Below are 18023 nucleotides of genomic sequence, written 5' to 3' on the forward strand. Positions count from 1 at the left end.
CTCTTGAGCGTTGCTTACTGAAAGGATCCCCAAGCCATGACCATCTCCGGACTCACCTTCGCACCTCAATTTTTTTGCCCGCCCGGGCCCCCTCCGGACGGCACACCGCCCGAGCGCGACACGCCGTGGAGCGAGGGCTTGCCAGCCATACGCGACTATTTTTTTGACCAGGGCATGAGGGACGCGGCGCACCGACTTTCCGCCCCGTTAAGCGAACTGCTGAGTCGCATGGAGAATACTGTTCGGGCCACGGCCGCGCAGGAAGAAGCCTATCAACACTGCCCGCGCAACCTGAGCCAGCTGATCGCCCTGCTCAAGCGCCCGGAAGGGCAGCCGCGCTGGAAGCTGAGAGTCGTCGAGCGCCTCGTCAACGAAATCGGTACAAGCAACGATATGCCCCATATCGAGACCTGCCTGAGGGATGCGGTGAGTGCTCTGTCGTCTTTCCATGGCGGATGGAACGCTCACATGGCCGTGATGAAGCAGAACACGGTCAAGGACATCGCGAACGCGCTCTCGGATTCCTTGATAAGCACGCGCAACGTGACAACGGATGCCGATCGTGCGGCTCGCGCGGCGCGCATGGCGCCTCGGAGGGGACCTCTCACCATCTGCATCGTCAATGCGCTTTCGACCAGATTCGGCCTGCGCAAAAGCGATCAGCCGCCAGGATATGACACGACCAGGCACGAGAAGGAATTTCAATCGACGCTGGATCATGTCCGCGAGAGTGCCGACGATATATTCAAGCCCTCCCCGGTGTCGTACGTCCTGGCAAGCGAGGCCATGAGCCGTTTCCTCGACTACCGCTACCCTCCCGAAGACGCCGACCATCCCTCCGTGGACTGGACGCAGCGGGAGCAGGACGCCGCCTGCAACGTCAGCAAGGAAATGTGCGGCCAGGAAGACGTGTTGAGACCGGCGTCCTTCCTTCTGCGGGCGAGCAAAAAAAGCCCGCTAGGCAGCATGTCGTTCCCGGATAACGCGGCGCTCCAGTTCGACCTGTTGGCGCATATGGATCACGTCGGTGACCTGCAAGGGCAGCCCATGGTGCTGGGCGAGGCCGGCCACGATGCCGACGGGCCCTATCGCATCGTCACGGATGGCGAACTGGTATGGAAAGTCATGGTGGACGCCAAGGCAGAACTGTCATGGGCTGGGTTGAAAGACGCACCGGTGAAGCGGGCCTCCCTGGCGGAATTCTGTGCCGTGGAACACCAGCTGTCGGACGAATCCATCCCATACCGGCGCCTGATCGGCGACCTGGTCGCGCGGCAGGTCGCGTCCGATCCCGACGCCAGCATGGCCTGCATCCCGCCCGCGTATTTCGAGCATCCGCTTATCGCCATGGCCATTCGCGCTCACTTGCCGGCGGCATGATAGGAACACAGGCATCGCCTCGGGTTACCTAGTGGAATTCGCTCTCTTGAGCGTCACCCATCTGAACCGAGGGTCTTGCCATGAACATCTCCGAACCCGCTTTTACGTCCAAGCACTATGCGGTCCACGATTCCTCCTGCCCGGAAGCAGCGCATGCGCGCGATCTGGCGTGGAGCGACAAGTGGCTGGCCCTGCCCGCCTACCTTGAGGGCGCGGGGCTGGCGCTTGGGGCCAATACGCTACGCAGCCGCGTCGTGGAGATGCTGGATGAGATAGGGCGCCTTGATCAGGCGCCGCCCGGTCAGGACCAGGCTTTCCAGGACTGCAAGCAGAATCTGAATCAGCTGCTATACATCATCGAGTACCCGGAAATGCCGCCGCTGCAGAAATCGCGGGTTCTCACGGCGCTCATGAGCGGCATCGGCCATAGCAGGGACATGGCCCACATCGCGACATGTCTCGGGGATGCCGTGTACGAACTCTCTTCATTCCAAGGCGGCTGGGACGGCCACCAGGCAGTGTGGCGGCACAACACAGTCAAAACGTTCGCGCGGGCGGCCGCGGGGGCATTGATAACCAACCCGGACCCGCTAGCCGCTGGCGCACCGCTCGCCGCCATCGTAGCTGCCCAGGGGGCCGTGATCGGCCGGATAGCGCAACGGGAGCATTTGAACGGCCCCTTGGCGAACGAAATCGTGAATCTGCTGGCGGACGAATATGGTCTGCGCAAGAACAATCAACCTGCGACTTTTCACACCACCGACGCGAAAAACCTGGCGCGCGTGCAGGAAGTGGTCGACGGCGTCCGCAGGGCGACCAATCAAGTGTTCGAGGATCCATCGATTTTGGCCGCCGATCTGGCGGATGACGCCCAGCGGGCCTTCTTCTGGCACATGCTGTCGCGCAAGGGACCGGACGGCGTATTTCCGTGGGATGACCCACAGCAGCGCGCGGAAATCGCCAGCAAAATCAGCCAGCAGATATGCGGTCAGGAAAACGCCTTGAAACCCGAGTCTTTCGCCCTGACCGACCGCATCGCGGAGCCCTACGATCGCTCGCACTACGACAACTCGGCGCTGGAGCGCGATTTCCTTGCGCACATGCGCGCCATGGGCGAGCTGCGATAACAGCTGATCGCCAGCCCGCGGCCGTCTACATCTTCGTGCCGCGGTAGCGATTGATGCTCATGAGCATCCCACAGGCGATACCCACCGTGAGCAAGGCCGTGCCGCCATAACTCATGAACGGCAAGGGCACGCCCACCACGGGCAGGATGCCGGTGACCATGCCGATGTTCACGAACACGTAGATGAAGAACATCATCGTCAATGCGCCCGCCAGCAGGCGGCCGAACTGGGTGGTGGCGCGGGTGGCGATGGTCAGCCCCCGCGCGATCAGCAGGCCATACAGCACCAGTATCATCACGCCGCCATACAGGCCGAATTCCTCCGCGTACACCGCGTAGATGAAATCGGTGGTGCGTTCGGGAATGAAATCCAGGTGGGTCTGGGTGCCCTTCATATACCCCTTGCCGTACAAGCCGCCGGAACCCACGGCAATCATCGACTGGATGGTATGGAAGCCCTTGCCCAAGGGATCCGAACTGGGATCCAGCAGCGTGCAGATGCGATGCTTCTGATAATCATGCAGAACCACCCAGTCGACGTCGGGCTGGCACAGCTGTTCCTCGTAGGACACCAGCGTGCCGATACCGATCACCGCCGCGAGCATCACCGGGACCAGCAGCTTGAAGGACAGGCCCGCGAAATAGATGACGCAGAAGCCAGCGCCGAACACCAGCAGGGCCGTGCCCAGATCGGGCTGGCGCACGATCAGACCGAACGGCACCACCAGCAGCGCGGCGGCCACCAGGAAGTCGCGGATACGCACCTGCCCTTCATGGCGCTGGAAGTACCAGGCCAACATCATGGGCAGCGCGATCTTCAGCATCTCCGACGGCTGGATGCGCGTGAAACCGAGATTGAGCCAGCGCGTCGCGCCTTTGCTGGTTTCACCGAACAGGTCCACGCCGACCAGCAGGGCCACGCCCAGGATGTAGAACGGCAAGGCCAGCCGCATCAGCAAAGGCGGCGGCGTCAGCGCCACCGCCCACATGGCGACGAAGGCGATGAGGAAGTTGCGCGACTGGTCGGCGAAGCGCCAGTCCGTACTGCCCACCGCCGAGTGCATGACGGTCAGCCCCAGCGCGGCGAACATCACCAGGATCAGCAGTAAAGGCCAATCGAACGCGGTGAAGACGCGCAACAGGATGAGGGCGATGCGTTTCATTGACGTCCTTGTTGCGCGGCGCCACCAGGCTGCGGCGATAACCGGGTTGACGGTACCTCACGCAAGCCACCCGGCGCCGGCCGCCCCTGAGGATCGCTCAGGGCTTCCGGCGGACGCACCGCGCGCGGGCGCGCGCCAGGCGTGGTGTTGGCGGCACCGTTGCCGCTGTTGCGCGTGCCGGGTGCGCTGGGCGCGACGCCGACCGACGACATGCCGCCCGGCCGGCCGGGCACGGGCGCGTTCGGCGCATCGGCGGGCACGGCCATATTGCGCGACGGGGCCACGCGGCCGACCGATTCCGGTTGGCCATCGGGCCCGAGGGCCGGGCCGCCCGGGCTCTGGCCCGCGCCGCCGGCGGCACCGGTGCCGTTACTGTTGCTGCCGTTGCCTGCACCTGCACCGCTGCTGTTCCTGGCGCCGTTGGCACCGCCGCCATTCCCCCCGTTACCGCCATTTTCAGGACCGCCGTTGTCGCGTTCAGCGGCCTCTTCGGCATCCGCCAGGGCGTCCGCCTTGCGCGCCACGGCCGCGGCGCGGCCGGCGACGGCGCTCAAGCCAGCGTGATCGATGGCGGCGTTATCGCTGGCGGCGACGTTCGGCGTGCGGGGCGGCTCCTGCCCGTGATCCTTGAGCAACCAGTAATCTTCGACCTTGCGCGCGATCGGCGCGGCGACGCTGGCGCCCCACCCCGCGTTCTCCACGATCAGCGCCACGGCGATGCGCGGATGCTCCACCGGCGCAAAACCCATGAACAGCGCGTGATCGCGCAGGCGTTCGTCCACCGCGCTGGCGCGATAGCGCGCGCCGCGCAAGCTGTAGACCTGCGCCGTGCCGGTCTTGCCGGCGGCCTGATACGGTGCGCCACGGAACGCCTGCCGCGCTGTACCCACTTTCACCACGTCCGCCATGGCGCCCTTGACCACCGCCAGGTTCTCCTTGTGCAGGGGAATCTGATAGTCCGGCGTAGTGGCCGTGGGCTTGTACTTGCCCGTGCGCGGATCCTCGATGGCATGCACCAGATGCGGCTTACGGTACAAGCCGTCATTGGCCAGGGTGGCGGTGGCCTGCGCCAGCTGCAGCAGAGTGAAGGCGTTGTAGCCCTGTCCCACGGCCACCGAAATCGTCTCGCCGGCGTACCAACGCTGCTTGTCCTTGTCCTTGTAGGCCTTGCGCTTCCACTCGGTGGACGGCAGCACGCCGCGCTTCTCGCCTTCGAGGTCGATGCCGGTAATCTGGCCGAAACCAAACTGCTTGGTGAAGTCGTGCAGCGGGTTGACGCCGATTTCCGGCCCCAGGGAAAAGAAGTAGGTATCGGACGACACCACGATGGCCTTGTGCATGTCGGTGGGGCCGTATGCGGCGCCGCCGGCGTTGCGGAATTTCTGACCGCCGAATTCAAAATACCCCGGATCGGAAATGCGATCGGTGGCGCGGCGCTTGCCCAGTTCCAACGCGGCCATGGCCACGAAAGGCTTGTAGGTCGAACCGATGGGATAGGTACCGTACAAGGGCCGGTTGATCAGCGGATGATCCGGCGATTCATTGAGCATGCGCCAGCTGTCCACATCGATGCCATCGACGAACAGATTCGGATCGAAAGACGGCTGCGAGACGAAGGCCAGCACCTCGCCGGTGTCCGGGTCGATCGCCACCAGGGCGCCGCGCTGATTGCCGAAGGCCTCCTCCGCCACTTTCTGCAGGCCCAGGTCGATGGATAGCTGGATGTCCGAACCCGGCACCGGATCGATGCGGCGCAGGGTGCGCACGGGACGTCCGCCGGCGGTCACCTCGACCTCCTCCAGCCCGGTGCGGCCGTGCAACTGGGTTTCCCAGGTTTTCTCCACGCCCTTCTTGCCGATGTTTTCCGTGCCGCGGTAGTTGCCCAGCTCGCCGGCGGCGTCCAGATCCTCGACATCGTTGTCGGCGATGCGGCCGATGTAGCCGACCACGTGCGCCGCGGCCACGCCCTGCGGATACTCGCGCACCCACCGCGCGCGCAACTCGACACCCGGGAACTGGAAAGCATGCGCGGCGAACCACGCGGCCTCGGTCTCGTTCAGATTGTTGCGTAATACCAGATTGGCGTAGCGGCTGGACTCCGCCACCTTGCGCTTGAAGCGGCGCTGGTCGGACGGGCTGACGTACACCACCTGCGTCATCGCCTGGAACAGCTTGTCCAGGTTGCCGGCATTGGCCGGCACGACTTCCAGGGTATAGGTGCGGTAATTACGCGCCAGCACCACGCCGTTGCGATCGAGGATGTCGCCGCGGCGCGGCGGGATCGGCACCACCGCGATGCGGTTGCGGTCGGCGCGCTCGGACAAGCCTTCGTAGCGGTCTACCTGCAACAGCCAGAACCGGCCGACCAGCCCGGCGAAGCAGGCCAGCGCGAACAGGCCGCCCACCCAGGCTCGCAGCCGGAAGCGCTGTTTCTGCTGCAGGCCGGTTTTCTTGAATTCAAACATGAAGGAACAAAGCCGGGCTCAGACCGACGCCGACTCGACGTCGTCGGCGCCGCGCGTCGGAAGATGCAGCACCCAGCCGACCAGGGGCCATACGGCGGCGGTCAAACCCACGCCTATCGCCCAGCCCCAGCCCGGCCATTTACCGGCCATCCAGGCATGGATCACGGTGGTCAGCAGATGCGCGCCGAAGAAGATGGGCAGCATGTGCATGGCCTGGCTCCACAGATCGAAGCGCTGCAGGCGGCGATGCAGGATGATGGCGCCGTAGGCCACCAGCGTATAGCGCAGGGCGGTATCGCCCAGCACGCTGGCATCGTGGACATCCATCAACAAGCCGAAGATGAAGGCGGTGACCATGCCGACCCGGCGAGGCTCGTGTACGCACCAGAAGGCAATGACCAGCATCAGCACGTCAGGCGCCTGCGGCCACAGGCGCCACGGCAACAGCGACGCCAGCCAGACCACGATCAGGGAACCCCAAACCAGAAAGCCATGCGCCGGCCGCACCAGGCGCTCGGGTTCGACCGAACGGCGATTGCGCACCAGGGATATGCGATCCGTGCTGGAAGATTCAGTCTGCTTTGTCCGGCTCACTGGGCTCGACCTCCTTGCGGTTGGACTCGGCACGACTCACGTCCACCTGCAGCACCAGGAAATGGCGATAACGTTCGGGATGGGCGAGCGGTTCGCACAAGGCGCGCGCGAAGCCCGACGCGGTGTCCCGCTCAACCGATTTCACCTTCGCCACGGGCAGGCCGGCCGGGAACAGGCCGCCGACGCCGCTGGTGACGAGTGTATCGCCTTCCTTGATGTCGGCATTGGCGGACAGGTAACGGACCTCCATATTGCCTGGCGAGTTCCCGCCGAACGCAATAAGCCGCAGACCGTTACGTAATAACTGCACCGGAATCGATACCTGCTCGTCCGTGACCAGTGCGGCTTCGGCCGTCATTGGCGTGACGCGCACGACCTGGCCGACCACGCCGCCTTCGTCGATCACGGGCATGCCGGGCGCCAGACCCTGGTTGCTGCCTTTGTTGAACACCAGACGCTGGTTGAAGGAATTGGGCGGTTCGTACAGGACTTCCACCACCACGGCCTGCTGCGACAGCGTGTCGGTCACGCCGAGCAGACGGCGCAGCTGGGAATTTTCAGCGGCCAGTTGGGCGGCATGCGTCGCCACCTGGGCCAGTTCGATGCGCTGGCGCTGCAAGGCCTCGTTTTCGCTGCGCACCAGATTCGCGGCATTGAACCACTCGTTGACCTGCTGCACCACGTCGCGCGGCAGCAGCACCACGCGTTGAAAGGGGTACAGGACCACCGAGACGGCGCGCCGCATGGGTTCCATGACGTGCCACTGGGCGTCGCCCAGCAACAATGCCAGCGCGAGCACGACCAGGACGACCAGCCGAGCCTCGGCGGGCAGTCCTTGTCTGAATAGCCGCGGAGCGGTGCCGTGATGTTGGGGCATGGATACTCACAGGCAAGAAGCCCGGTTCCAGGCCGCCCCGCCGCTGCCACCCGGCAGGTAGCGTCGGAAAGGCGGGATAAATCAATCGTTGATGAAAATGGCGCCCAGCTTTTCCAGATGTTCCAGCGCCTCGCCGCAACCGCGCACCACGCAGGTCAGCGGATCATCGGCCACGACCACCGGCAGGCCGGTTTCTTCCTGCAGCAGGCGGTCGAGGTCGCGCAGCAGCGCGCCGCCACCGGTCAGGGCGATGCCCTTGTCGGTGATGTCGGCGCCCAGTTCCGGCGGAGTCTGTTCCAACGCGATTTTCACGGCGGAGACGATCTGGTTCAGCGGGTCCGTCAGCGATTCCAGGATTTCGTTCGACGAAACCGTGAAGCTGCGCGGGACGCCTTCGGCCAGGTTACGGCCCTTGACTTCGATTTCGCGCACTTCCGAACCGGGGAAGGCGGAACCGATCTGTTTCTTGATGAGTTCTGCAGTGGGTTCGCCGATCAACATGCCGTAGTTGCGACGGATGTAGTTGACGATGGCCTCGTCGAACTTGTCGCCGCCGACGCGGACCGAACCCTTGTAAACCATGCCGCCCAGCGAGATCACCGCCACTTCGGTGGTGCCGCCGCCGATGTCCACCACCATCGAGCCACTGGCGTCCGAAACCGCCAGGCCGGCGCCGATGGCCGCGGCCATGGGCTCTTCGATCAGGTAGACATGGGAAGCACCGGCACCCAACGCGGATTCGCGGATGGCGCGGCGTTCGACCTGGGTCGAACCGCAGGGGACGCAAACGATGATACGCGGGCTGGGAGCCAGCATATTGCGCGGATGCACCATGCGGATGAATTGTTTCAGCATCTGCTCGGTGACGGTGAAGTCGGCGATGACGCCGTCCTTCATCGGGCGGATGGCTTCGATGTTGCCGGGAACACGTCCCAGCATTTGTTTTGCTTCGTGACCGACAGCCTGGATGATCTTCTTGCCATTGGGGCCGCCTTCGTGACGAATGGCGACGACCGAGGGTTCATCCAACACAATGCCTTTGCCGCGAACGTAGATCAGCGTGTTGGCGGTGCCAAGGTCGATCGCCATATCGCTGGAAAAGTAACTACGCAGAAATCCGAACATGGATGGGGGCTCAGCTAAATTCAGGAATTGGGTACGCGCTGCTACCGGGCGTTAGCCTGCATGGCGGGCCCGCCTACGGGTTGCAGCGATTAAACCGTGAATCATAACTTATAATTTCCCGGGAAATAGGCGGCTTTTTCCGGCTATTCCTCGGTTTGTAACGGAAAGGTCGTGGTGGCCGTATGCTTGGCCGCCCTTCCGATACCCAGGGACTTACTGCGGCGCGACCGGGCAAAGGCCCCGTACGCGACAACCGCTTCCACCTGCCTGTCTCAACTTTTATTACATCCCCATGGCGCTGAACGAAAAAGACGTGGCCCGCATTGCCCGGCTGGCCCGCATCGAGCTCACCCCGGAACGCCTGACGCGTGCGCAGGACGAGCTCAACGGCATGCTGCACATCATCGAACGGCTCCAGGCCGTCGATACGCAGGGTGTGGAACCCCTGGCCCATCCGCTGTCGGCCCACGAAGACATCGTGCTGCGCCTGCGCGAGGACGCCGTCACGGAAACCGCCTCGACCGAGCGCCGCGCGGAACTGCTGGCCAACGCCCCGGAAGCGGCCGACGGCCTGTTCCTGGTTCCCAAGGTTCTGGAATGACCATGACGAAACCCGCTCTGCACACTGAATTCGAAGACATCGCCGCCCTGCGCGCCGCCCTGGACCAGCGCAAGGTCAGCGCGGTGGAACTGGCGCAAAGTGCCCTGGACGCGGCCCAGGCCGCGCAGGACCTGAATGCTTTCCTGCATATCGACGCCGAGCTGACCCTGACGCAGGCGCGCGCCGCCGACGCGGCCATCGCCGCCGGTAATGCCGGTCCGCTGGCGGGCATCCCCATCGCCCACAAGGACGCCTTCGTCACGCGCGGCTGGCGCAGCACCGCGGGCAGCAAGATGCTGGCCGACTACGTCAGCCCGTTCGACGCCACCGTGGTCGAGCGCCTGCAACAGGCCGGCGCGGTGTCCATTGGCAAATTGAACTGCGACGAGTTCGCCATGGGCTCGGGCAATGAGAACTCCGCCTTCGGCGCGGTGCGCAACCCCTGGGACACGGCCGCCGTGCCCGGCGGCTCGTCGGGCGGCTCGGCCGCCGCGGTGGCCGCCCGTCTGGTCGCGGCCACCACCGGTACCGACACCGGCGGCTCCGTGCGCCAGCCCGCGGCCCTGTGCGGCGTCACCGGCATCAAGCCCACGTATGGCACGGTGTCGCGCTACGGCATGATCGCCTTCGGTTCCAGCCTGGATCAGGCCGGCCCGCTGGCCGCCAGCAGCCGCGATGCGCTGGCCCTGCTCGACGCCATGTCGGGCTTCGATTCCCGCGACGCCACCAGCCTGGAGAAATGCGACGGCGTGGTGAACGAGCCCGGCCGCATCGGCCGCGCCTACACCGCCGCCCAGGCCGCTTATGACGGCGCCGGCGCGCGTCCGCTGGCCGGCCTGCGTATCGGTGTGCCGGCCGAATACTTCGGCGCTGGCCTGGCCGACGACGTGCAAGCCGCGGTGGAAGCCGCGCTGCGCCAGTTCGAGGAACTGGGCGCCGTGCGCGTGCCGGTCTCGCTACCGCGCACCGAGCTCGCCATCCCCGCCTATTACGTCATCGCGCCCGCCGAAGCGTCCAGCAACCTGTCGCGCTACGACGGCGTGCGCTTCGGCCATCGCGCCGCCGAATATGGCGACCTGAACGAGATGATCAGCCGCTCGCGCGCCGAAGGCTTCGGCGACGAAGTGAAGCGCCGCATCCTGATCGGCACGTACGTGCTGTCGCATGGCTATTACGACGCCTACTACCTGCAGGCGCAACGCCTGCGCCGCCTGATCGCGCAGGACTTCCAGCGCGCCTTGGGCGAGCAGTGCGATGTCATCATGGGACCCGTGGCGCCCACGGTGGCCAAGAACATCGGCGACAACCGCGACGATCCGACCGCCGACTGGCTGGCCGACATCTACACGCTGGGTGTCAGCCTGGCCGGCCTGCCCGCCATGTCCGTCCCCTGCGGCTTCGGCCAGGGCGACCATGCGCGCCGTCCGGTGGGACTGCAGATCATCGGCAATTACTTCGACGAAGGCCGCTTGCTGGCCATCGCCGACCGCTACCAACAAGTGACCGACTGGCACCGTCGCGTGCCGTCCAAGCAGGACGCCTGACACATGAACTGGGAAATCGTCATCGGCCTGGAAACGCATACGCAGCTTTCCACCGACTCCAAGATTTTTTCGGGCAGCAGCACGCGCTTCGGCGCGTCGCCCAACACCCAGGCCAATCCGGTTGACCTGGCCTTGCCCGGCAGCCTGCCGGTGATGAACCGTGGCGCGGTCGAACGCGCCATCCGCTTCGGTCTGGCGGTGGGCGGGCAGGTTGCGCCGCGCTCGGTGTTCGCGCGCAAGAACTACTTCTATCCCGACCTGCCCAAGGGCTATCAGATCAGCCAGTACGAGCTGCCGGTGGTGGTGGGCGGTTCGCTGTCCTTCTTCGTCGGCGACCAGCCGCTGACCGTCAACCTGACGCGCGCGCATCTGGAAGAAGACGCCGGCAAGTCGCAGCACGAAGACTTTCACCTGTCGTCCGGCGCGCCGGCCAGCGGCATCGATTTGAACCGCGCGGGCACGCCGCTGCTGGAAATCGTCACCGAGCCGGAAATGCGTTCGGCCGCGCAGGCCGTAGCCTATGCGCGCGCGCTGCACAGCCTGGTGGTGTGGCTGGGCATCTGCGACGGCAATATGCAGGAAGGCTCCTTCCGCTGCGACGCCAACGTATCGGTGCGGCCGGTCGGCCAGGCCGAGTTCGGCACGCGCACCGAGATCAAGAACGTCAACTCCTTCCGCTTCCTGGAACGCGCCATTCTGTTCGAAGCGGCGCGCCAGATCGAGCTGATCGAAGACGGCGGCACGGTGGTGCAGGAAACCCGCCTGTACGACGCCGACCGCGACGAAACGCGCAGCATGCGCAGCAAGGAAGACGCGCACGACTATCGCTATTTCCCCGACCCCGACCTGCCCACGCTGGTGATCCGGCCGGAGTGGGTGGAGCAGGTGCGCCAGTCCATGCCCGAACTGCCTTCGGCCAAGCGTGACCGCTTCGCGCAGGAGTACGGGTTGTCGGAATACGATGCCGCGCAACTGACCTTCAGCCGCGGCATGGCGGATTACTTCGAAGCCGTCGCGCAGGCCTTGCCGGCGGGCCAGGCCAAGCTGGCGGCCAACTGGGTGATGGGCGAAGTGGCGGCCACCTTGAATCGCGAGGAAAAGGACATCGAGCAGGCGCCGGTACCCGCGGCCACGCTGGCGGCCTTGATCGCGCGCATCATCGACGGCACCATCTCCAACAAGATCGCGCGTGACGTCTTCGGCGCCATGTGGGCCGGCGAAAACGGCGGCCAGCCGGATGCCATCATCGAAGCGCGTGGCCTGAAGCAGATCAGCGACAGCGGCGCCATCGGCGCCATGATCGATGAAGTGCTGGCGGCCAACCCCGCGATCGTCGAAGAGTTCCGGGCCGGTAAGCAGAAGGCCTTCAACTCCTTGGTCGGGCAGATCATGAAAGCCGCCAAGGGCAAAGCCAACCCGCAGCAGGTCAACGATCTGTTGAAGCAAAAACTGGAGGGGTAGAAAGCCCCCCTACCGCGCAAGCGCGGCCCCCCAGGGGGCGACACCGGCGGACTGGCAAAGCCAGCTCCGCGGTGTGCGGAAAGCCCCCCCGTACCGCGCAAGCGCGGCCCCCCAGGGGGCGGCACCAGCGGACTGGCAAAGCCAGCTCCGCGGTGTCCCCGCTGAGACGGGGTTCTTTTGCGCAGCTTTTGGGGCTCGGCTCTGTCGAGCCCCAAAAAAAATAAAAGCCCCGGGTTGATTTATCAACCCGGGGCTTCGATTTTCAAGCCGCGCTTAAGCAGTCACGCCATACTTGGCGCGATACGCCTGCACCGAAGCCCGGTGCTCGGCGAACTGGGCATCCTGCTCCAGCAGCGCCATGATGTCGCTCAAGGACGCAATGCTGACCACCGGCATGCCGTAAGTCCGCGCCACATCCTGCACGGCGGAATGCGCCGACAAGGCGTCGTCCGCGCCGGCGCGTTCCATGCGGTCCATGGCGATCAGCACGGCGGCCGGCTCGGCGCCCGCGGCCCGGATGATCTCCACCGACTCGCGCACCGACGTTCCCGCCGTGATGACGTCATCGATGATCACGACCTTGCCTTGCAAGGGCGCGCCCACCAGCGTGCCGCCTTCCCCATGGTCCTTGGCTTCCTTGCGGTTGTACGCGAACGGAATGTCGCGGCCCGCGCTGGCGGGATGCTGCGCCAGGGCCACGGCGGTGGCGGTGGCCAGCGGGATGCCCTTGTAGGCAGGCCCGAACAGCATGTCGAAGGACAGGCCCGAATCGACCAGCGCCTGGGCATAGAACGAAGCCAGGCGGCCGACTGACGCACCGCTGTTGAACAGACCGGCGTTGAAGAAATACGGGCTGATGCGGCCGGACTTGACCTTGAAGCTGCCGAAACGCAGCACGCCCTGGTCGAGGGCGAAACGGACGAAATCCTGGGCGGTGGTAGAGGAGGACATGCGGGCGGGATCCGAAAGTGACGCGAAACCGCCATTTTATCGGTATCGGCGCGCGGCCCGGTGCACACCGCCGCCAGCGCCCCGGCGGGACGGCACTTTAAGTTACTCTACCGCGTCCGGCCCCCGCCGCCGCGCCAGCGCGCCGCGGGCCATCCACGCCAGTGCCGCATGCCCGCCAGCCGCATGCGAGAAGACGAATCAACGAACCAGGATTTCCATGCTCCGAGTCATCTCCGCCAACCTCAACGGCATCCGCTCCGCCACCTCCAAGGGCTTTTTCCCCTGGTTGGAGGCCCAGAAGGCGGACTTCACCTGCCTGCAGGAACTCAAGGCCCAGGCCGCCGACATGACGACGGAGATGCTCAACCCGAAGGGGCTGTTCGGCTACCACCACTACGCGGAAAAGAAAGGCTACAGCGGGGTCGGCATCTATGCCCGCAAGCAGCCCCTGCAAGTGATCGAGGGCCTGGGCGTGCCCGAGATCGACAGCGAAGGCCGCTATATCGAGCTGGTCTACGACAAGCTGTCGGTCATCTCGGTTTATCTGCCTTCCGGCTCCAGCGGCGACATACGCCAGACGGCGAAATTCGCCTTCATGGAGCATTTCTACAAGCACTTGGCCGAGCTATACCAGTGCGGGCGCGAAGTGATCCTGTGCGGCGACTGGAATATCGCGCATCAGGAAATCGACCTGAAGAACTGGAAGGGCAATCTGAAGAACAGCGGCTTCCTGCCGGAAGAGCGGGCCTGGCTGACGAAGGTGCTGGGCGAGTTGGGCTGGGCGGACGTGTACCGGGGCTTGCATCCGGAGACGACGGGCGAGGCCTACACGTGGTGGAGCAATCGGGGGCAGGCTTATGCCAAGAACGTGGGGTGGCGTATCGATTATCAGATCGCCACGCCGACGATTGCCGGGACGGCGCGCAAAGCCGCGATTTACAAGGATGAGCGGTTCTCGGACCACGCACCGTTGATCATCGATTACGACACGAAGCTTTAATGCTCCGCAGAGGGGTAGTTTTTTTGTGAGGGGTGGCCCTCTCACGCGCCCCGCTTTTGGCCTTCGGCCAGGCTTCGCCAGGGGCGGGCCCCTCATGCGCCGAGCGAAGCTTCGGGCTTTTTACGCGGTGACGTGCACCTGTGTGCCGACCATCCCGTAGGACGACAGCTGGGGAACCGATTGGACCAGGCTGGTGATCATGTCGGCTTGATTGTCCAGCACCTTGCGCACGAGCGAGTTTTGCGCTTCGGCAAAGGCATTGGCTTGCTGCAGGCCTACGGCGGCGCCGACAGTCGCTTCGATGGAATCCATGTCCAGTCCCTGGTTGAAAGACGATTGAAGGGTTCGAGCATAGCCCGACCCTGCGCGCATTGTCGAGCAGCGCGATTGCAAAAGCGTGACGGCAAAATCCCTACCTGGGCTGCCGCACTACCAACACATCGCAGGGCGCCCGTTCAAGAAAGGCCTCGGCCACACTGCCCAGCAGCGCCCCAGACAAGCCGCTGGCCCCGTGCGTGCCCGCCACCAGCAGGCTGGCCTGCGTCTGCCGCACATAATCGAGCGCCACCCGCTCCGCCCTGCCGGCGGCGACCTGGAAACGGGGCGGCGGACGGCCGTCCAGCGCCGGCGTGGCATTGACGAAATCCGCCGCGCTTTCTTCAGCCATCCGCTGGAATCCCTTGGCCGTCTCGGCGTCCGGGCTGGTATCCCGCAGCGGCCCGCGCGGCAATTCGAACGCATGGAACAGGGTCAGGCTGGCAGACGGCAGCAGGGTCAACGCGGCGTCCAGGGCCCAGCGCGAGGCAGCCGAAAAATCCGTGGCGATGACGGCATCCTGGTACGGCGCCCGGGCCCGCCGCTTCACCACCAGCACCGGCCGTGAGGTCTCGCGCACCAGGCGCTCCACAGTGGTCCCCAACAGCGAGCGGCCCAGCCCCAGGCCCAGCGCATCGTCACGCGCCACGCCCGTGACGATCAGCGCGCAGTGCTCCTCTTCCGCCACCTGCCGCAGGCGCGCGGCCGGATCGCCGGTATACACCCGCAGTGCCACCTGCACGCCGTCGACCATGTTTTCCAGGTCGCGCAGCAGCCGGGCCTCGGCCTGCTCTTTCAGTTGATTGTTGTCGACCGGAACCGGCGCGCCCAGTGACAGCGAATGCGGCGGCGACAGCACATGGACCACCAGCAGCGGCACGCCGAACTGGCGCGCCAGCAGCACGGCGCGGTCCAGCGCGCGATCGCAACGCGCGCTCAGATCCGTCGCCAGAAGGATGGGACCCGTCACCTTGCGGCCTGGCAGCTTGCCGGCCGCCGCCGTGGCATGGGTGGCCCGAGCCGCGTCTGACGCGGCAGCCGCCAGCATGGAAGAACCAAACGAAGTCTGCATGATCGCCCCCTTGTCCAAGCCGCCCGCCCGGCTCCTACCACGACCCTAAGACTGCGACGGCATCACCTGGCGTCCGGCTCCGCCCCCCGCACCAGCAACACATCGCACGGCAAGGCTTCCAGCAGGCGCTCGGCAACACTGCCGACCATGGCGCCCATGATGCCTTTGACCCGCCGCGTGCCGGCCACCACCAATTCGTAGCGCTGCGCGAACACATGATCGGACAGCAATGTTTCAGGCTCGCCATCCTCGACCAGCGTGCACGACGGCACCCCGGCCGGCAGCCCCGGCGTGGCGGCGAGGAAAGCGTTCATTTCCATTTGCGCATCGCGCTGGGCATCGTCGCCCAAGCCCTCGGCCAGACGGCGCATGCCGAACGGCGTCTCATAAGCGTGGAACAGCAGCAGGGACGTGCCGGGGAACAGGCCCGCCGCCACCTGCAGCGCGTGCCGCGATTCGGGCGAAAAGTCCGTGGCCACCACGGCTTCCCGATACGCGCCATGCGGACGATTCTTGACCACCAGCACCGGCACGGCCACGTGCCGCACCAGTTTCTTGACGGTGGAACCGAGCAAGAGCTTGCCCAGCGATTCGTCGCGGGCGATCCCCGTGACGATCAGGCTGCAACCGTATTGCGTGGCGAATTCGACGATGCGGTCGGACGCATCCCCGCTTTCCACATGGATGTCGGCCTTCAGATCGGGATCGTTCAGGTCCAGTCCGAGCCGATAGCGCGCCAGCTCGCGATGGTCCTCGCTGAAGCGTCGCCATGACGGCGCCGCCGGGCTGGCGGTCGTGGGCGCCGACTCCAGAACGTGCAGCGCGATCAAGGGTACGCCGCGCGCCTTGGCCAGCACCACGGCCCGGTCCAGCGCCCGGTCGCAGCGCGCGCTGAGATCGGTAGCCAACAGGATGGGGCCGTCGGCGACGGAGCTATGGGAAAGCGGCGATGCTGAAAACTCCGTGGGCGCTGCCATGACGTGCTCCAGGATGCTTTGCAACGATTATTACACCGCATGCGGGCGGCAGGAAGCCAGGCAGTTGATTCTGCTGGCAAACCCTTAGTGGGGGCGGCCCTTCACCGGGGTGGCCGGCGCGCCTGGATCAGGCCGCGTCCGTGTCCAGGGCCTCGATGTCGCGGCGCCGCAGCCAAAGCAGAATCAGGCCCGGCAAGGCGATCACCACCGTGATCAGGAAGAAACCGGGCCAGCCCAGCTTACCGACCAGCACGGGTGTCAGGGGACCCGCCAGATAGGTGCGCCCCACCGCCGACAAGGCCGACAGCAAGGCGAACTGGGTCGCGGAGAACTCCTGCTTGCACAGGGCCATCAGCAAGGCCACGAAGGCCGCCGTCCCCATGCCGCCGCAGAGATTTTCCAGGCCAACCGCCGCGCCCATCGTGTAGAGATGCGGCGGCGTGACGGCGATCATCCAGTAACCCAGGTTGGATACCGCCTGCAGCAGGCCGAACAGCATCAGCGAGCGATACAGCCCCAGCCGTGCCAGCAGCGCGCCGCCCGCCAGCGTTCCGATAATGGTGGACGCCAAACCCAGGACCTTGTTGACCGTGCCCACCTCGGTGGGCGTGAAACCGGCGCCACGCAGCAGGAACGTGGTCGACAAGGCCGCCGCGAAGGCGTCGCCCAGCTTGTAAAGCACGATCAGCAACAGCACCGTCAGGGCGCCGCGCCGGCTGAAGAATTCCTGCAAGGGTTCGGTCACGGCCTTGCTCAGTGACCGCGGTGGCGGCGCCGGATGCTCCGGCTCCGGCCCCCACAGCGTGCCGATCACGCACAACAGCATCAGCACGCCCATCAGGACGTAGGTCGCGCGCCAGCCCAGCCAACTGTCCGCCAGGATCAGCGCCAGCCCGCCCGACACCAGCATCGCCACGCGGTAGCCCAGCACCTTGGACGCGGCGCCCGCGCCCCGTTCTTCCTTGCGCAGCACGTCGGTGGCGTAAGCGTCGAACGCGATGTCCTGCGTCGCCGACAGGAACGCCACCACCACCGCCAGCAAGGCCAGCGGCAACAGCTGCGTGCTGGGCGACAGCAAGGCCATGGCGGCGATGCCCAGCCCCAGCAGCACCTGGGTCAGCGCCATCCAGCCGCGCCGGCGGCCCAGGAACGGCGGCACGTAGCGGTCGACCAGCGGTGCCCAAAGGAATTTCAAGGTGTAGGCCGTGCCCACGAGCGTCAGGAAACCGATGTCCTGCAGCGACACCCCTTCGACCGTGGCCCAGGCCTGCAGCGTGCCGCCAGTCAGTCCCAGCGGCAATCCGCTGGCAAAACCCAACAGTAAAAGCGGAGCGACACGGCGGCTGGTATAGATATTGGCGACGGAGGAAAT

At 65.5% G+C, this 18023-nt stretch carries 15 protein-coding genes and 1 pseudogene; 6 read left to right on the plus strand and 10 right to left on the minus strand.

The window, feature by feature from the left end:
• Nucleotides 1-36: 36 nt before the first annotated feature.
• Nucleotides 37-1380, plus strand: coding sequence for a hypothetical protein (locus ASB57_RS20450; protein ID WP_156414221.1), 1344 nt, complete (start codon nucleotides 37-39; stop codon nucleotides 1378-1380).
• An 80-nt stretch (nucleotides 1381-1460) separates the two neighbouring features.
• Nucleotides 1461-2507 (plus strand): hypothetical protein, encoded by a 1047-nt coding sequence (locus tag ASB57_RS20455; RefSeq protein ID WP_057653880.1) that lies wholly within the window; start codon nucleotides 1461-1463, stop codon nucleotides 2505-2507.
• Nucleotides 2508-2532: 25 nt separating this feature from the next.
• On the opposite strand, the gene rodA is transcribed toward ASB57_RS20455, so the two are convergent.
• The 5 genes and pseudogenes from rodA to ASB57_RS20480 all read right to left on the minus strand — a co-directional run bounded on the left by rodA (nucleotide 2533) and on the right by ASB57_RS20480 (nucleotide 8730).
• Nucleotides 2533-3669, minus strand: coding sequence for a rod shape-determining protein RodA (gene rodA, locus ASB57_RS20460; protein WP_057653881.1), 1137 nt, complete (start codon nucleotides 3667-3669; stop codon nucleotides 2533-2535).
• Between the two features lie 632 nt (nucleotides 3670-4301).
• Nucleotides 4302-6134: pseudogene (mrdA, locus tag ASB57_RS20465) on the minus strand (penicillin-binding protein 2); the annotation flags it as partial.
• An 18-nt stretch (nucleotides 6135-6152) separates the two neighbouring features.
• Nucleotides 6153-6686 carry a rod shape-determining protein MreD gene (mreD, locus tag ASB57_RS20470; protein WP_369822878.1) on the minus strand — a complete coding sequence of 178 codons (534 nt, stop codon included), beginning with the start codon at nucleotides 6684-6686 and terminating at the stop codon, nucleotides 6153-6155.
• A 19-nt stretch (nucleotides 6687-6705) separates the two neighbouring features.
• On the minus strand, nucleotides 6706-7605 hold the full coding sequence (gene mreC, locus ASB57_RS20475) for a rod shape-determining protein MreC (RefSeq protein ID WP_057653882.1): 900 nt from the start codon (nucleotides 7603-7605) through the stop codon (nucleotides 6706-6708).
• Nucleotides 7606-7686: 81 nt separating this feature from the next.
• Entirely contained in the window at nucleotides 7687-8730 is a 1044-nt protein-coding gene (locus ASB57_RS20480; protein ID WP_057653883.1) for a rod shape-determining protein, read from the minus strand.
• Nucleotides 8731-9022: 292 nt separating this feature from the next.
• Here ASB57_RS20480 and gatC point away from each other — a divergent pair, with 292 nt between their 5' ends.
• Genes gatC through gatB form a run of 3 tightly spaced genes read left to right on the plus strand, consistent with a single transcriptional unit; the run spans nucleotide 9023 to nucleotide 12336 of the window.
• The gene (gene gatC / locus ASB57_RS20485; RefSeq protein ID WP_057653884.1) at nucleotides 9023-9331 is read left to right on the plus strand and encodes an Asp-tRNA(Asn)/Glu-tRNA(Gln) amidotransferase subunit GatC; all 309 of its coding nucleotides are present in this window, start codon (nucleotides 9023-9025) and stop codon (nucleotides 9329-9331) included.
• Between the two features lie 2 nt (nucleotides 9332-9333).
• Nucleotides 9334-10875, plus strand: coding sequence for an Asp-tRNA(Asn)/Glu-tRNA(Gln) amidotransferase subunit GatA (gene gatA / locus ASB57_RS20490; protein ID WP_057653885.1), 1542 nt, complete (start codon nucleotides 9334-9336; stop codon nucleotides 10873-10875).
• A 3-nt stretch (nucleotides 10876-10878) separates the two neighbouring features.
• On the plus strand, nucleotides 10879-12336 hold the full coding sequence (gene gatB / locus ASB57_RS20495; RefSeq protein WP_057653886.1) for an Asp-tRNA(Asn)/Glu-tRNA(Gln) amidotransferase subunit GatB: 1458 nt from the start codon (nucleotides 10879-10881) through the stop codon (nucleotides 12334-12336).
• 273 nt (nucleotides 12337-12609) lie between these two features.
• On the opposite strand, the gene pyrE is transcribed toward gatB, so the two are convergent.
• Nucleotides 12610-13287: an orotate phosphoribosyltransferase gene (gene pyrE / locus ASB57_RS20500; protein ID WP_057653887.1), complete on the minus strand. Its 678-nt coding sequence runs from the start codon at nucleotides 13285-13287 to the stop codon at nucleotides 12610-12612.
• A 217-nt stretch (nucleotides 13288-13504) separates the two neighbouring features.
• Here pyrE and ASB57_RS20505 point away from each other — a divergent pair, with 217 nt between their 5' ends.
• On the plus strand, nucleotides 13505-14287 hold the full coding sequence (locus ASB57_RS20505; RefSeq protein WP_057653888.1) for an exodeoxyribonuclease III: 783 nt from the start codon (nucleotides 13505-13507) through the stop codon (nucleotides 14285-14287).
• A gap of 120 nt (nucleotides 14288-14407) precedes the next feature.
• Here the strand turns inward: ASB57_RS20505 and ASB57_RS20510 are convergent, their stop codons facing one another.
• The 4 genes from ASB57_RS20510 to ASB57_RS20525 all read right to left on the minus strand — a co-directional run bounded on the left by ASB57_RS20510 (nucleotide 14408) and on the right by ASB57_RS20525 (nucleotide 18023).
• Nucleotides 14408-14599, minus strand: a complete 192-nt coding sequence (locus ASB57_RS20510) for a hypothetical protein (RefSeq protein ID WP_057653889.1) — start codon at nucleotides 14597-14599, stop codon at nucleotides 14408-14410.
• A 100-nt stretch (nucleotides 14600-14699) separates the two neighbouring features.
• Nucleotides 14700-15674: a universal stress protein gene (locus ASB57_RS20515; RefSeq protein WP_156414222.1), complete on the minus strand. Its 975-nt coding sequence runs from the start codon at nucleotides 15672-15674 to the stop codon at nucleotides 14700-14702.
• A 62-nt stretch (nucleotides 15675-15736) separates the two neighbouring features.
• Nucleotides 15737-16651 carry a universal stress protein gene (locus ASB57_RS20520; protein WP_057653891.1) on the minus strand — a complete coding sequence of 305 codons (915 nt, stop codon included), beginning with the start codon at nucleotides 16649-16651 and terminating at the stop codon, nucleotides 15737-15739.
• A gap of 127 nt (nucleotides 16652-16778) precedes the next feature.
• Nucleotides 16779-18023, minus strand: coding sequence for a muropeptide transporter (locus ASB57_RS20525; RefSeq protein ID WP_057653892.1), 1245 nt, complete (start codon nucleotides 18021-18023; stop codon nucleotides 16779-16781).

The organism is Bordetella sp. N (genome assembly GCF_001433395.1).
Classification (GTDB): Bacteria; Pseudomonadota; Gammaproteobacteria; order Burkholderiales; family Burkholderiaceae_B; genus Bordetella_C.

Coding starts and splice junctions, on each gene's coding strand:
- pyrE (WP_057653887.1), bottom strand. CDS start 13,287: ATGTCCTCCTCTACCACCGCCCAGGATTTCGTCCGTTTCGCCCTCGAC.
- mreC (WP_057653882.1), bottom strand. CDS start 7,605: ATGCCCCAACATCACGGCACCGCTCCGCGGCTATTCAGACAAGGACTG.
- ASB57_RS20505 (WP_057653888.1), top strand. CDS start 13,505: ATGCTCCGAGTCATCTCCGCCAACCTCAACGGCATCCGCTCCGCCACC.
- ASB57_RS20480 (WP_057653883.1), bottom strand. CDS start 8,730: ATGTTCGGATTTCTGCGTAGTTACTTTTCCAGCGATATGGCGATCGAC.
- ASB57_RS20455 (WP_057653880.1), top strand. CDS start 1,461: ATGAACATCTCCGAACCCGCTTTTACGTCCAAGCACTATGCGGTCCAC.
- gatC (WP_057653884.1), top strand. CDS start 9,023: ATGGCGCTGAACGAAAAAGACGTGGCCCGCATTGCCCGGCTGGCCCGC.
- ASB57_RS20520 (WP_057653891.1), bottom strand. CDS start 16,651: ATGGCAGCGCCCACGGAGTTTTCAGCATCGCCGCTTTCCCATAGCTCC.
- gatA (WP_057653885.1), top strand. CDS start 9,334: ATGACGAAACCCGCTCTGCACACTGAATTCGAAGACATCGCCGCCCTG.
- ASB57_RS20450 (WP_156414221.1), top strand. CDS start 37: ATGACCATCTCCGGACTCACCTTCGCACCTCAATTTTTTTGCCCGCCC.
- ASB57_RS20515 (WP_156414222.1), bottom strand. CDS start 15,674: ATGCAGACTTCGTTTGGTTCTTCCATGCTGGCGGCTGCCGCGTCAGAC.
- ASB57_RS20510 (WP_057653889.1), bottom strand. CDS start 14,599: ATGGATTCCATCGAAGCGACTGTCGGCGCCGCCGTAGGCCTGCAGCAA.
- gatB (WP_057653886.1), top strand. CDS start 10,879: ATGAACTGGGAAATCGTCATCGGCCTGGAAACGCATACGCAGCTTTCC.
- rodA (WP_057653881.1), bottom strand. CDS start 3,669: ATGAAACGCATCGCCCTCATCCTGTTGCGCGTCTTCACCGCGTTCGAT.